Annotated in this window: 11 protein-coding genes; 7 read left to right on the top strand and 4 right to left on the bottom strand. The window is 72.6% G+C overall.

The genetic code is table 11. From position 1 onward, the window contains the following. Nucleotide 1: 1 nt before the first annotated feature. Together ACWEEU_RS21760 and ACWEEU_RS21755 are read right to left on the bottom strand one after the other, a co-directional pair. A complete protein-coding gene (locus tag ACWEEU_RS21760; protein WP_385740943.1) occupies nt 2–1,021 on the bottom strand; it encodes an LLM class oxidoreductase in 1,020 nt (339 codons plus the stop codon). 263 nt (nt 1,022–1,284) lie between these two features. After that, entirely contained in the window at nt 1,285–1,662 is a 378-nt protein-coding gene (locus tag ACWEEU_RS21755; RefSeq protein WP_385740946.1) for a DUF2267 domain-containing protein, read from the bottom strand. Nucleotides 1,663–2,012: 350 nt separating this feature from the next. On the opposite strand from ACWEEU_RS21755, the gene ACWEEU_RS21750 reads away from it, so the two are divergent. Beyond that, nucleotides 2,013–2,462, top strand: coding sequence for a DUF1931 family protein (locus ACWEEU_RS21750; RefSeq protein ID WP_385740948.1), 450 nt, complete (start codon nt 2,013–2,015; stop codon nt 2,460–2,462). A 209-nt stretch (nt 2,463–2,671) separates the two neighbouring features. Here the strand turns inward: ACWEEU_RS21750 and gndA are convergent, their stop codons facing one another. Next, complete coding sequence (gene gndA / locus ACWEEU_RS21745) at nt 2,672–4,111, bottom strand: NADP-dependent phosphogluconate dehydrogenase (RefSeq protein ID WP_451734344.1); 1,440 nt, start codon at nt 4,109–4,111, stop codon at nt 2,672–2,674. 333 nt (nt 4,112–4,444) lie between these two features. Here gndA and ACWEEU_RS21740 point away from each other — a divergent pair, with 333 nt between their 5' ends. Next, on the top strand, nt 4,445–5,689 hold the full coding sequence (locus ACWEEU_RS21740) for a transglycosylase family protein (RefSeq protein ID WP_451734342.1): 1,245 nt from the start codon (nt 4,445–4,447) through the stop codon (nt 5,687–5,689). 56 nt (nt 5,690–5,745) lie between these two features. Here the strand turns inward: ACWEEU_RS21740 and ACWEEU_RS21735 are convergent, their stop codons facing one another. Next, nucleotides 5,746–6,744, bottom strand: a complete 999-nt coding sequence (locus tag ACWEEU_RS21735) for a DMT family transporter (protein ID WP_451734340.1) — start codon at nt 6,742–6,744, stop codon at nt 5,746–5,748. Between the two features lie 237 nt (nt 6,745–6,981). Here ACWEEU_RS21735 and ACWEEU_RS21730 point away from each other — a divergent pair, with 237 nt between their 5' ends. The 5 genes from ACWEEU_RS21730 (at nt 6,982) to ACWEEU_RS21710 (ending at nt 14,138) form a co-directional block, all read left to right on the top strand. Then, nucleotides 6,982–7,716: a (2Fe-2S)-binding protein gene (locus ACWEEU_RS21730; protein WP_451734338.1), complete on the top strand. Its 735-nt coding sequence runs from the start codon at nt 6,982–6,984 to the stop codon at nt 7,714–7,716. A 39-nt stretch (nt 7,717–7,755) separates the two neighbouring features. Further along, nucleotides 7,756–8,907: a glycogen synthase gene (gene glgA / locus ACWEEU_RS21725; protein WP_451734336.1), complete on the top strand. Its 1,152-nt coding sequence runs from the start codon at nt 7,756–7,758 to the stop codon at nt 8,905–8,907. 52 nt (nt 8,908–8,959) lie between these two features. Continuing rightward, complete coding sequence (glgC, locus tag ACWEEU_RS21720) at nt 8,960–10,180, top strand: glucose-1-phosphate adenylyltransferase (protein WP_385751038.1); 1,221 nt, start codon at nt 8,960–8,962, stop codon at nt 10,178–10,180. A gap of 132 nt (nt 10,181–10,312) precedes the next feature. Next, a complete protein-coding gene (locus tag ACWEEU_RS21715; RefSeq protein ID WP_451734334.1) occupies nt 10,313–12,658 on the top strand; it encodes a GH92 family glycosyl hydrolase in 2,346 nt (781 codons plus the stop codon). A gap of 145 nt (nt 12,659–12,803) precedes the next feature. Next, entirely contained in the window at nt 12,804–14,138 is a 1,335-nt protein-coding gene (locus ACWEEU_RS21710; RefSeq protein WP_385747001.1) for a wax ester/triacylglycerol synthase family O-acyltransferase, read from the top strand. The last annotated feature ends 114 nt before the right edge of the window (nt 14,139–14,252 follow it).

Raw genomic sequence — 14,252 nt, 5'->3', positions numbered from 1 at the left:
CTCAGGGCCCGGTCCGCCCCACGGGCCGCAGCTGCTCGCCGCGTGCCTCGAAGCGGCCGGGCGGGAAGTGCGGCAGCACGTGCTCGGCCAGTTCGTCGATCACGTCGGCGACCGGGCGGCGGCTGTGCTTGAAGTTGATCATCAGCTGGTCGACGCCGATCTCCTGCCAGGTCCGCATCATCCCCAGGAGCGACACCCGGCCCACCGAGAACCCCTGGTGGATGGGCCGGGGCAGGGCCAGCGGGTCCTCGGTCAGGTCCAGATAGGTGGCCTGCGCGTACGGCTTGAACGCACCGCCGTCGCCCTGGGTCAGCTCCCGCCACCGCGCGATGTTGGCGGCCTGCTGCCGCAGCGGAGGGGTGTAGTACAGCCAGCCGTCCGTGTGGTCGGCGATCCACCGGACGTCCTGCCTGCCGTGTCCCGTCATCAGCACGGGAATCCGCTGGTACACCGGCTTGGGCAGGAGATCGGTGCCCGCCATCCGGCCGAGCGGCGAGTCCACGCGCGGGAAGCGGTGTTCCAGGACGGCACGGAAGTACGCCAGCGACTGCCGGAATCTCGCGGCCCGGCCGTCCAGATCCTGACCGAAGGCCGGGAACTCCACGGGCCGGTCACCGGTGGCCACCCCCAGCAGGAGCCGTCCGCCGGACAACTGGTCCACCGAGGCGGCCGCCTTCGCGGTGTGCAACGGATGCCGCAGCGGCATGACGATGCTGGCGGTGCCCAGGGTGATCGAGGTGGTGCGGGCGGTGAGCTGCCCGAGGTACACCCACGGATCGAAGACCTGCCCTGTGTCCCCGAAGCCGGGGTCCAGCAGCGGCACGTCCCGGACCCACACCGAGGCGAAGCCGGCCCGCTCGGCCTGCTGGATCCGCTCCATGTGCCCGGCCAGGGACGGCACGGGCCCGTCGAAGCCCTCCAGGGGCGTGATGGCGCCGACGGTCATCCTGCCGCCGGGATACGCCCTGGCCATGGCCGGGTGCTCGGAGAACGGCCGCTGCGCCTCGCCTTCGATGTCCATGGGTGCGCCGGCTGGGGGAACTGTCGGTTCTGTCATGCGATCCTCCGGCGATATGCCGTGTCCGGCTCCGAGTCGGTCGTGTCTCCCGCTGGGGCCTGTCTGACCATTCCCGTCGTCGCCCGGAGGGCGGCCGCGCGGCGTCAGGTGCGTGCTCTCGGCGTGTCGGCCCCAGGCCCCCGTACTGGACGTACCGGGGTCCGGGGGCGGCGCGACGAGCGTGCGTGCACGGCGTCGCGCGGCAGACGAGCCTTGTCAGACAGGCCCTAGCCCGGCACGCCGACGAGAGCCTCGAACTCGCTGGGCAGCTGGGACATCACCTGGCGGAACTCGCCCTCGCTGACGGCGTCCCGCAGGGTGGTCAGCTCCGCCCGTATGCCCTCGCGGGCCTCGTGCGGGCTCAGCCCTGCTCGGCTGCTCACCCGATTGACGAACTCGTCGAAGGCGAAACGCTGGGCCTCCGGAGTGGGCGAGACCAGCGATTCCTTCAGCGGCTTGGGGAGTTCGGACGCCAGGTCCTTCGCCTCGCCTCTGGTGAGCCGCTCGGCCAGGGTTTCCAGGGTGGCGCGGGTGAGGGGCTCCACCTTCTCCGGGGGGACGGGCGCGCGGCGGGTGACGGTGTCGAGGAAGGTGTTGTAGTCCATGAGCCGTCCCTTCTCAAGTGAAATCGGACATCTCCATGCTCCGGAAGTGGACCGCGCCCTGCCTGCTCCCCGCGGGAGGAAAGGGGGCGGGCTCGATACCCCTCCGAGCACAAGTGCGGGTCTCTCGTCCGAGCCGCCGCGAAGCCGTGTGCCTTCCCGCGGAGGGGCGGCGGTACGGCGGAAGACGCCTGTTCGTGCTGCTCTGCCAGGGTGGGAGGGGCTGCTCCTTTTCGGCCTGGGGTGCGGAGGTGCTCGGCGGGGAGCTCTGCGAATCTCGACCGGGTAACAGCCGTTGGCGGCGCGGGCGGGAGCGAACCACGCCGTCCGTTCCCGGTGAGGAGGCGAGAGGCATGACCGTGATGGGTGTGTCGAGGTTCGAGAGGTTCTTCCGCGCCGCCGCAAGCCTCGACGTCGACAAGAACGACCTGAAGCGCTACGGCGACTTCGTCGACGCCAAGCTCTACGACCTCCTGGTCGTCGCCCAGGCGTCGGCCAAGGCCAACGGCAGGGACACCGTCGAACCGTGGGACCTTCCGATCACGAAGGGACTCCAGGAGAGCATCCACCGGTTCCGGCGGCTCGACGAGGAGGTCGAGCTGAAGCCGATCCTGGAACAGCTCGCCTCGCACCCTCCACTCGACAGGACACCCACTCAGGAGACCGAAGAACGCTACCCGGAGATCATCGGCGGTCTCAGCGTCGCCCTCGCCGAGACGTTCAAAATCATGTATCCGGACGTCAAGAATCCGCAGACCAGCCACTGGGAGGGCGTGACCGCGGTGTTCGACCTGCTGCTGTAGCGGCGGACGCCGACGCCGCGCGCGGGCCGCCGCCCGAGGTGATGGTCCCCGGCCGCGCGCGGCTTTCCCGTACCCGGCCGCGAGGTGTCCAGCCCCGGCCACGAGGTCCGTGCGACGAAGGCTCGGGGTGGAGGCTGTCCGTCCCGAGCCTTCGTGTCGTTCGGCGAGTGGAGCTCGTGAGGGTCCGTTTTGGGGTGTGCTCGTGGCTGTCAGGCGGTGATTTCGGTGCGGTCGCCGCCCCAGAGGGTGTGGAAGGTGCCGTCGCGGTCGGTGCGGTGGTAGGTGTGGGCGCCGAAGTAGTCGCGCTGGCCCTGGGTGAGGGCGGCGGGGAGGCGGGGGGCGCGCAGGGAGTCGTAGTAGGCGAGGGTGGCGGCGAAGGCGGGGGTGGGGACGCCCTGGGTGACGGCGGTGGCGATGACGCTGCGCCAGTCGTCCTGGGCGGCGGCGATCTCGTCGGCGAAGCCCTTGTCGGCCAGGAGGCTGGGGAGCTGAGGCTGGGCTTCGTAGGCCTGGGTGATGCGGTCGAGGAAGGCGGCGCGGATGATGCAGCCGCCGCGCCAGATGGCGGCGACCTTGCCGAGGTCGATGTCCCAGTCGTACTCCGCGCTGCCGGCGGCGATCTCGTGGAAGCCCTGGGTGTAGGAGACGATCTTGGAGGCGTAGAGCGCCTGTTCGACCTGGTCGGCGAAGGCCGCCGCCTCGTCCTTGCCGAGGGTGCGGGGGGAGGGGCCGGCGAGGTGCCGGGAGGCCTCGCGCAGCTCCGCGTGGCCGGAGACGGAGCGGGCGAAGACGGCCTCGGCGATGGCGGAGACCGGCACGCCGAGGTCGAGGGCGATCTGCACGGTCCAGCGGCCGGTGCCCTTCTGCTCGGCCTGGTCGACCACCACGTCCACGAAGGGCTTGCCGGTCTCCGCGTCCACGTGGGACAGCACCTCGGCGGTGATCTCGATCAGGTAGGAGTCCAGGCGGCCGGTGTTCCAGGTGCGGAAGATGTCCGCGATCTCGGCGGGGGAGTACCCGGCGACGTCGCGCAGCAACTGGTACGCCTCACCGATGAGCTGCATGTCGGCGTACTCGATGCCGTTGTGCACCATCTTCACGAAGTGCCCGGCGCCGTCGGGGCCCACGTGCGTCACACAGGGCGCGCCGTCGTGCGCCTTCGCGGAGATCTTCTCCAGCATCGGGCCCAGCGAGGCGTACGACTCCACCGAACCGCCCGGCATGATGCTCGGGCCGTGGAGCGCGCCCTCCTCGCCGCCGGAGATGCCCGTGCCGACGAAGTGGATGCCCTGCTCGCGCAGTTCCCGCTCCCGGCGCCGGGTGTCCGCGAAGTGCGCGTTGCCACCGTCGATGATCATGTCGCCGGGCTCCAGGAGCGGCGCGAACTCCTCGATCACCGCGTCCGTGGGCGCACCGGCCTTCACCATGACGACCAGGCGGCGCGGGCGCTCAAGGGCCTCCACGAACTCCTTCGCGGTCTCGGCCGGGACGAACTCGCCCTCGCCGCCGAACTCCTCCACCAGCTCGCGCGTCTTCGACGCCGTGCGGTTGTGCACGGCGACCGTGTAGCCGTTGCGCGCGAAGTTCCGTGCGAGGTTGCGGCCCATGACCGCGAGGCCGGTGACGCCGATCTGCGCTGAACTGCTCATACCGCCTGCTCCCTAGCTGCCATCGTCGTGTGCGGCTCCGTCGGTGCGGGCCTCGCGGCCCATCCTGTCGCGCCGCCCCGGCGAGCGCACATCCGGCCCGCCACGCATGTTTACGGACGGGAGGCGCTCCTCGGCTCACTTCACGGGAGCGTAGGGCGAAATCCGCTGCCGACAGCCTCGCCGTGCCCTGACAGGCGGCTTCTTTCACCCCATCAGGAATCCAAACCTAAGGGGCGAATCGTCCTCCGACTTCGGCCGGATTCCCCTCTTGTGACGGCCTGTGCCCCGCCCTTACTTTTGCCCCTCCTGACACATGTCGAGGGGATTGCGGAGATGGCCGTACGCGGCCGGCATCGCCGGTATCAGCCCAGCAGGATCAACCGGGCCTCGCTCACCGTCACGGCGGGAGGCGCCGGACTCGCGATCCCGCTGGTCGCCGCCGGCACCGCCGACGCGGCCGCGCCCTCCACCTGGAACAAGGTCGCCGCCTGCGAGTCCAGCGGCAACTGGAGCATCAACACGGGCAACGGCTTCTACGGCGGTCTCCAGTTCACCCGCTCCACCTGGGAGGCGTACGGCGGCACCCGCTACGCACCCCGCGCCGACCTGGCCGCCCGCGAGCAGCAGATCGCCGTCGCCGAGAAGGTCCTCGACGGGCAGGGTCCGGGCGCGTGGCCGGTCTGTTCGGTACGGGCGGGGCTCACCAGGGGCGGAGCCCCGGCACCGGACCACACCGAGGCGGCCACGTCCCGCACCGCCGCGTCCCACGCCGACAGCGCCGCCACCCGCCCCGCGCGGAGCGAGAAGGCGCACGACGTGAGCCCGCAGACCATCCCCCAGTCCCGCGCCGGACGCGCCGAGATGTACACGGTCGTGCACGGCGACACCCTCTCCGGCATCGCCGACGAGCACGAGGTGCGCGGCGGCTGGCGCGGGCTGTACTCGGGCAACCGGTCGGTCATCGGCTCCGATCCCGACCTGATCCTGCCGGGGCAGCGGCTCAGCCTGCGGCCCGGCGCGGGTACGGCCGCCCACGCGTCGACCCCCGAGACCAAGCCCGCCCGCGAGAAGACCGCGCCGGAACACAAGACCCCCGCGCACAAGACCCCCGCGCACAAGGCGCCCACGCGCCAGGCCCCCACCCACAAGACCGCCGCCCACCCCGCCTCCGCGAGCGGGTTCATGGCCCCGGTCAGCGCCCCCATCGGCACCGGGTACCGGGCGGGCGGCTCCTACTGGTCGAAGGGCTACCACACGGGCGTCGACTTCCTGGTGCCCACCGGCACCTCGGTCAAGGCGGCGGGCGCCGGGCACGTGGTGTCGGCGGGCTGGGGCGGATCGTACGGCTACCAGGTGGTCATCCGGCACGCCGACGGCCGCTACACGCAGTACGCCCACCTCTCCGCGATCTCCGTGCGGGCCGGGCAGAACGTGGCCATGGGGCAGCGCGTCGGCCGCTCCGGCGCGACCGGCAACGTGACGGGCCCGCATCTGCACTTCGAGGTGCGGACCGGCCCCGGCTTCGGCTCGGACGTCGACCCGCTCGCCTTCCTCAGGGCACACGGCGTCAAGCCCTGAGCGCGGCCCGGCCGTTGCGGCCGGGCCCGACGGTCACCCTGCCCGTCGTACGACGTTCAGGCGGCGCGCCCCTCAGGTCCGCGTACGGCCTGCACGTCCGGTACGAGCGCCTCGGCGCGCCGGGGTCCGGGCAGCACCTTCACCGCGTCCAGCGCAGCATCCACCGGAGGCAGCCCCTCGGCGCGCGCGTCGGACAGTCCGGCGCGCGCCGCGGGCACCTCCGCGTCAGCCTCCGGCCGCTCCGTCGTCAGCAGGATCAGTCCGCCCGCCGTCACCGCCCCGCAGGCCAGCGCGAGCACCGTGCCCGTCGTGCCGTGGCGGAACGTCTCGCCGAACATCAGGATGCCGACGACCGCCGCCAGCACCGGGTTGATCACGGTCAGCGTGGCCAGCGGCGCGGCCAGGCCGCCGCCCCGGTAGGCCGCCTGCGAGAGCAGCACGCCCGCCGCCGAGAACACGCCGATCAGCGTCAGCGAGGACAGGTCCCCGAGACCGGGCCCGTCGCTCCAGTCGGCGGCGACCGTCTTCGTGAACACCGACCCCATGCCGAAGGCCGTACCGGCGCCCGCCGCGAGGAACACCCCGCGCACCGCCGGACTGCGGTGCGCGGCCCGGCCCGCCACCATGAGCGCCACGACCACTCCGCCCGCGACCAGCGCGACGGCCGTACGGCGGGCGGGGTCCAGGTTGTGCGCCTCGGCCGAGCCGACCAGGGCGAGCAGCCCCGCGAGCCCCGCCGTCGCCATCACCGCGCCGCGCCAGGCGGCCGCCCCTGTCGGACGGCCCACGAGCAGCACCGCCATCGGCAGCGCGAAAACGATGGTCAGCGCGCCCAGCGGCTGGACCAGGCTCAGCGGGCCGTAGGCGAGCGCGACGACGTGCAGCACGGCGCCGAGCCCGTTCAGCCCGATCGCCGCCCACCAGCCGGCCCGGCGCAGCGGCAGGAACCGGGCGTCCGGGCAGGACACCGCGACCCGCTCCTGCGCGAGGGCGCCGCCCGCGTACGCCACGGCGGACACGAACGACAGCAGGACGGACAGCGCGAGGGCGCTCATCTACGGCTCCCTCGAAAAAGGGCCCCCTGGGCCCGGCGCGGTGCGCGGTCGGCTTCCATGGGCGTAACTCTGCCCGCCCCGCGCGCCCCAAGTCGTCGTCCCTGAGCACGCGATGCGTCCTACTGCCGATGGAGTACGAAAGCCTCCCGATCATCCCCGAGGCGGGTGACTTCGTCCGCCCCGCCCTGACTCCGCCCTGATGTCCGACCCCGATCCGGCCCTGATACAAGTGCGGACGTGGCCCTCGATCCCGAACTCACCGCACTGCGCCCGCTCGGCGGCTTCTTCGCCCTGCGCACGCCCCCGGACGGTGCCCGCGCGCCCGGGCAGCTCCTCACGGAGGTGTACGGAACGGCCGTCCCCGGCGTTCAACTCGACGCCCTGGACGCCCGCGTGACCCTCGTAGGCGACCGCCTCCGCGTCACCGAGCCCCGTGTCCGCGCCTCCATCGCCCAGCAGGGTCTCGCCGCCCGGCTGTGGTCGCCCGCGCTGGCCTGCGCCGCGCTGTACGGCGAGGTCCCCGACCTGGGACCGCTCCGCTGGGACCCCACGGCGAGCGCCCCGGACGACCTGTGGCTCACCGCCGTACGCCCGCTGCCCGGGGACGCGGACACGCTCGCGGACGCCGTCCTGCGCGTTCACCTCGTTCCCCTGGGGGACACCCTGAGGGACCGGTACGGGATCGCGGCCGGGCTGCTCTGGGGCAACGCGGCCTCGGCGCTCGTGGGAGCCGCGCGCCAACTCGGGCGGTGGGCACGGGCGAACGGCCGTGGCGACGTGGCCGAGCGCACCGCCGCCCTCACGGACGCCCTGTTCGCCCGGCCTCCGCTGCACGCCACCGGAGTGCGCGCCGGTACGGCCTTCCGGCGCCGTAGCTGCTGCCTCTACTACCGCGTCCCCGGTGGCGGGGTCTGCGGAGACTGCTGCTTCACACGGGCCCCGGGCTCTTCCCCGCGCGCCGCTTCTGGGTGACCATGAGGGAACCTGCCGCCGAGTCCAGGGGGTTGTCCGGTGCGAGTGGGACTGCTGACCCGGGAGTTCCCCCCGGACGTGTACGGCGGCGCGGGCGTCCATGTCGAGTTCCTGGCACGGGAGTTGTCCCGCCTGGTGGACCTGGAGACGCACTGCTGGGGCGAGGGCCGCAGCACCGGGGTCGTACGCCACCGCCCCTGTCCCGCCCTGGACGGCGCCAACGACGCGCTGCGCACCTTCTCCGTGGACCTCTCCATGACCGCCGCCCTGGAGGGCCGCGACCTGGTCCACTCGCACACCTGGTACGCCAACCTCGCAGGTCACCTCGCCAAGCTGCTCTACGGCGTTCCGCACGTGGTGACCGCCCACTCGCTGGAGCCGCTGCGCCCCTGGAAGGCAGAGCAACTCGGCGGCGGATACGCCCTGTCGGGCTGGGCCGAGCGCACCGCGATCGAGGCTGCGGACGCCGTCATCGCCGTCTCCGGCGCCATGCGCGACGACATCCTCGCCTGCTATCCGGCGCTCGACCCGGCCCGCGTCCACGTGATCCACAACGGCATCGACACCGCCCTGTACCGCCCCGACACGGGCACAGAAGCCCTGCTGCGCAACGGAGTCGACCCCGAGCGGCCCTACGTCCTCTTCGTCGGCCGGATCACCCGTCAGAAGGGCGTGCCCCAACTGCTGCGCGCGGTGAAGCGGATCGACCCCGGTGTGCAGGTGGTGCTCTGCGCGGGGGCGCCCGACACCCCCGAGATCGACCGGGAGTTCCGCGAGCTGTACCAGGAGGTGAGCGCGGAGCGCGCGGGCGTGCTGTGGATCCCGCAGATGCTGCCGCGCACCGACGTCATCCAACTCCTCACCCGCGCGGCCGTGTTCGTCTGCCCGTCCGTCTACGAGCCCCTCGGTATCGTCAACCTGGAGGCCATGGCCTGCGGCACGCCCGTGGTCGCCTCCCGGACCGGCGGCATCCCGGAGGTCGTGGACGACGGGCGCACGGGTCTACTGGTCGACGTGGACGGGGAGTTCGAGACGAACCTCGCCCGCGCCCTGGACGCCGTGCTCGCCGATCCGGCGGCGGGCGCCCGCATGGGGGAGGCCGGACGGCTGCGTGCGACGACGGAGTTCGGCTGGGACGCGGTGGCCCGGCGCACGGTGGCGCTGTACGAGGAGATCCTCGCGCAGGCTTAGTCCCCCGGGGTCGGGGGCATCCATGGGTTCATCCACGGTGAGGGGAGTGGCCATGCGGCGAGGGGGACCTTCGGTACTCGGGATCGTCCTGGCGGGCGGGGAGGGCAAGCGGCTGATGCCGCTGACCACGGACCGCGCCAAACCGGCGGTCACCTTCGGCGGCACCTACCGGCTGGTCGACTTCGTGCTGTCCAACCTGGTCAACGCCGACGTGCTGCGCATCTGCGTGCTCACCCAGTACAAGTCGCACTCACTGGACCGGCACGTCACGACCACCTGGCGGATGTCCAGCCTGCTCGGCAACTACGTCACCCCGGTCCCCGCGCAGCAGCGGCTCGGCCCGCGCTGGTACCTGGGCAGCGCCGACGCGCTCCTGCAGTCGCTGAACCTGGTCCACGACGAACAGCCCGAGTACGTCGCGGTGTTCGGTGCCGACCACGTCTACCGCATGGACCCGCGCCAGATGCTGCGCCAGCACATCGAGGGCGGCGCGGGCGTCACGGTGGCCGGCATCCGGGTGCCCCGGGCGGAGTCCTCGTCCTTCGGCGTGATCACCCCGGGCTCGGACGGCCGTACGGTCCAGCGCTTCCTGGAGAAGCCCGCCGACCCGCCGGGCCTGGCCGACGACCCCACCTCGGTGTTCGCCTCCATGGGCAACTACATCTTCACCACCAAGGTCCTCATCGAGGCGCTCCAGCGGGACGCGGAGGACGAGGAGTCCGTGCACGACATGGGCGGCTCGATCCTGCCCCAGCTCACCGGCCGGGGCGAGGCCCAGCTCTACGACTTCGGTGACAACCACGTGCCCGGCGAGACCAGCCGCGACCAGGGCTACTGGCGGGACGTGGGCACCCTCGACGCCTACTACGACGCCCACATGGACCTGATCGCCGAGCGCCCGGCGTTCAACCTCTACAACCGGCAGTGGCCCATCTACACCCACTCCGGCCAGCTCTCCCCGGCCCGCTTCAACGCGGGCGGCATCGCGAGCGAGTCCATCATCAGCGCGGGCTGCCTGATCCGGGGCCAGGTCACCCGCTCGGTGCTCTCGCCGGGAGTGCGGATCGACCCGGGCGCGGTCGTCCAGGGCTCGGTGCTGCACGACAACGTGCGCGTCGGCCGGGGCGCGGTGGTGCGGGGCGCCGTGCTCGACAAGAACGTGGAGGTTCCGCCGGGCGCGACCATCGGGGTCAACCCGGACCGGGACGCCGAGCTGTACACGGTCTCCAAGGGCGGGGTCATCGCGCTGGGGAAGGGACAGCTCGTGTCCTGACCGGCGCTCCGGGCGAGGCCGTTCCCGTGAGCGGCTTCGCGACGCGCCGACACGTTCCGCCCGGGATGCCCGGGTTCACGTCGTCCGACCCGCACGATGCAGGCAACGACGTCGAACCCCGAAAGGCCATCCATGAGACGGACCCGGCGCACCCGCCTGTGCCTGGCCGCAGTGCTGGCAGCGTCCGCGCTGGCCGCCAACCCCACCGCGAGCCCCGTCGCGGACGCCGCCACGGACAACGCGGCGCGGGCCGACGGCCCCCTCACCGACCTCGTCAACCCCTTCATCGGGAGCCGCAACGAGGGCAACACGTTCCCCGGCGCCACCGTGCCCTTCGGCATGGTCCAGCTCTCCCCGGACACCGGCCACAGCACCGGCTACGACTACGGGCAAAGCCGCGTCCGGGGCTTCTCCCTGGTCCATCTCTCCGGCGTCGGCTGCAAGATCGGCGGCGACCTGCCCGTGCTGCCCACCACCGGTGACGTCACCACCACCGACTACGCCCGCTACGCCGCCGGGTTCCGCCACGCCGACGAGGAGGCGAGCCCCGGCTACTACCGCGTCGGCCTCGACTCCGGCATCGAGGCCGAGCTGACCGCGACCGCCCGCACCGGCGTCCAGCGCTACACCTTCCCGGCCACCACCAAGGCCAACGTCCTGCTCAACGCGGCCCAGTCGCTGCACAAGCCCGGCGGCAGCGAGGTCGAGATCCTGGACGACCGCACCGTCCGCACCCGGATCGGCGGTCACGGCTTCTGCCGCGACACCGGGCCGTACGCCGTCTACACGATCACCCGCTTCAGCCGCCCCTTCACCGCCCACGGCACCTGGACCGGCTCCACGGTCAGCGACGGCGCGAAGACCGGGACGGGCGGGGCGTACGTCCGCTTCGACACCACCGAGGACCGCACCGTCGAGGCGACCACCGCGCTCTCCTACGTGGACGCACGCGGCGCGGCCGTCAACCTGCGCGCGGAGGGCGGCCGGTCCTTCGACGACGTGCGGCGCCGGGCCCGCGCGGACTGGGAACGGCGGCTCGGCACCGTCCACGTCGGCGGCGGCGAGGAGACCCTGCGCCGTACCTTCTACTCCTCGCTCTACCGCTCGTTCCTGGCGCCCAACATCGGCGACGACGCCGACGGCCGCTACACCGGCTGGGATCAAAGGCCCCACCACGCCGACGGCTTCACCTACTACCAGAACTGGTCCCTGTGGGACACGTACCGCACCCAGGCCCAGCTCCTCGCCCTGCTCGCCCCGCGCGAGGCCCGCGACATGGCGCGCTCGGTGGTGCGGATCGACGAGGACGGCGGCTGGCTGCCCAAGTGGGGCTACGGCACGGTCGAGACGAACATCATGACCGGCGACCCGGTGACCCCGTTCCTCACCACCGCCTACCGGATGGGCCTGCTCAAGGGCTTCGAGGAGCGGGCGTACAGGGCGCTGAGGAAGAACGCCGACGGCGTGCCCCCGGCCGCCTATCCGGGCGTCGGACGCGAGGCCAACAGGGAGTACCTGGCCCAGGGCTTCGCGCCGTACGTCCAGGGGCGCCCCTACGCCAAGATGGGCGACTCCGACTACCACTTCGGCGCCTCCGCGACCCTGGAGTACGCCCTCGCGGACGCCATGCTGGCCCAGATGGCGCGCGGCCTCGGCCACCCGGAGGACGCGGCGCGCTACGCCGTCCGCGCCCGCAACTACCGCAACGTCTTCGACCCGTCGACCGGCTTCTTCCGCGCCCGTGACGCCTCCGGCGCCTTCACCGGACCGGCCGACCCGGCCCGGGGCACCGGCTTCCACGAGGGCACCGCCTGGCAGTACCAGTGGCTCGTGCCGCAGGACCTGCCCGGCGTGATCGACCTGATCGGCGGCCCGCAGGCGGCCGGGAAGCGTCTGGACTCCTTCTTCGCCTACGACCGGCTGCTCGCCGACCCCGAGGGCACCGCCCGCACGGTGTGGGTGCACGGCGATCCGTACGACTACTACAACGCCGCGACCTACAACCCGCAGAACGAGACCGACCTGATCGCCCCCTACACCTATCTCTCCACCGGGCAGCCCTGGAAGACCACCGACGTGGTGCACGCCGCGCTGACCCTCTTCACCGACACCCCGACCGGCATGACCGGCAACGACGACCTCGGCACGATGTCCGCCTGGATGGTGCTCTCCTCGATCGGGATCTTCCCGGTCCAGCCCGGCTACGACACCTGGGGCCTGTCCACCCCCGTCTTCGACCGGGTCGACCTCACCCTGGACCGCCGCTACTGGCCGAAGGGCGCCCTGACCGTCACCGCGCCGGGCACCACGGCCGACGCCCGCTACGTCCAGGGCGTCCGCACGGACGGCACCGCGCACCAGCGGACCTGGCTGTCGACGCGCTCCCTGCGCTCCCTGCGCACGCTGGCGTTCACTGTCGGCCCGCGCCCGTCCGGGTGGGGCACGAAGCCCGGCGCGGCGCCCCCGGTACTGAGGTGACCTCGCGGTCTGAGGAGTCCCGCCCCCTCACCGGGGGCGAGACTTTATCTGCTGTTAACTGAGCGTAACGTGATCGCACTTGACCGTAATCAGGGTTCGGGGATTGACTGCACACAACCACCCGTCGACGACGCGAGGCACACCCTTGACTTCCGACCTGCTCGCTCCACTCGACCTCGCCTTCTGGAACATGGAGTCCGACCGGCACCCGATGCACCTGGGCGCCCTCGGGATCTTCGCCACGCACTCGCCGACCGCGGGCGCGCACGCCGCCGACCTGCTCGCAGCGCGCGCCGCCGCCGTGCCCGGGCTGCGGATGCGGATCCGCGACGTGTGGCAGCCCCTCGCCTTCGGCGGCGCCACCCGCGAGGAGGTCCCGGACTTCGACCCCCTCGACCACGTACGGCTGCACGCGCCGACCGCCGACTTCCACGCCATGGCGGGACGGCTCATGCAGCGCCCGCTCGGGCGCGGCCGGCCGCCGTGGGAGGCGCACGTGCTGCCCGGCGAGGACGGCGTGTCCTTCGCCGTACTGTTCAAGTTCCACCACGCCCTCGCCGACGGTCTGCGCGCGCTGAAGCTCGCGGCCGGTCTCCTCGACCCCGTCGAGCTGCCCGAGCGCGCCCCGCGCCCCGCCGAGCCGCCGCGCGGGCTGCTCTCCGAGATGCGCGCGCTGCCCGGACGCGTCCCGGGGCTGGTCAAGGACACCCTGTCCGACGTGGGCCGGGCCCTGGACATCGGCGCATCCCTGGCCCGCTCCACCCTCGGGATGCGGCCCACCCCCGCGCTGACCTCCGCGCCCAGCGGCACCCGCCGGATCTCCGGAACCGTCCTCGACATCGACGACGTGCACCGCATCCGCAAGAGCGTCGGCGGCACCGTCAACGACGTGCTGATCGCCGTCGTCGCCGGTGCGCTGCGCCGCTGGCTGGACGAGCGTGGCGACGGCAGCGAGGGCGTCGCGCCGCGCGCGCTCATCCCCGTCTCCCGGCGCCGTCCGCGCACCGCCCACCCGCAGGGCAACCGGCTCTCCGGGTACCTGATGCCGCTTCCGGTCGGCGACCCCGATCCGCTGGGCCGCCTGGACTCCGTGCGCACCGCGATGCTGCGCAACAAGGACGCGGGCCCCCACCGGGGCGCCGGAGCCGTCGCCCTGCTCGCGGACCACGTGCCCGCGCTGGGGCACCGGATCGGCGGCCCGCTGGTCGGCCAGGCCGCCCGGCTCTGGTTCGACATCCTCGTCACCAGCGTGCCGTTGCCCGGCATCGGACTGAAGCTCGGCGGCCACCAGCTGGCGGAGGTCTATCCGCTCGCCCCGCTCGCTCCGGGCCAGTCCCTCGCCGTCGCCATCTCGACCTACCGGGGACGCGTCCACTACGGCCTGGTCGCGGACGCCCGCGCGGTGCCCGACCTGGACCTTCTCGCCCGCTCGCTCACGGACGAGACGGCCGCGCTGATCGCCGCCTGCGAGGTCTGCTGAGCACGGCCCGGGAGATATGGGTCACCGGTCCGGCCACGGGTTTGGTTCCGGGGCCGGGCGCTCCGTAAAATTCCCCGTTCGACAGCGTGCGCCAGTCCGGTGCCGCTCGGGTGA

The organism is Streptomyces sp. NPDC005004, from assembly GCF_053600675.1.
This window is presented reverse-complemented; position numbering and strand designations above follow the sequence as displayed.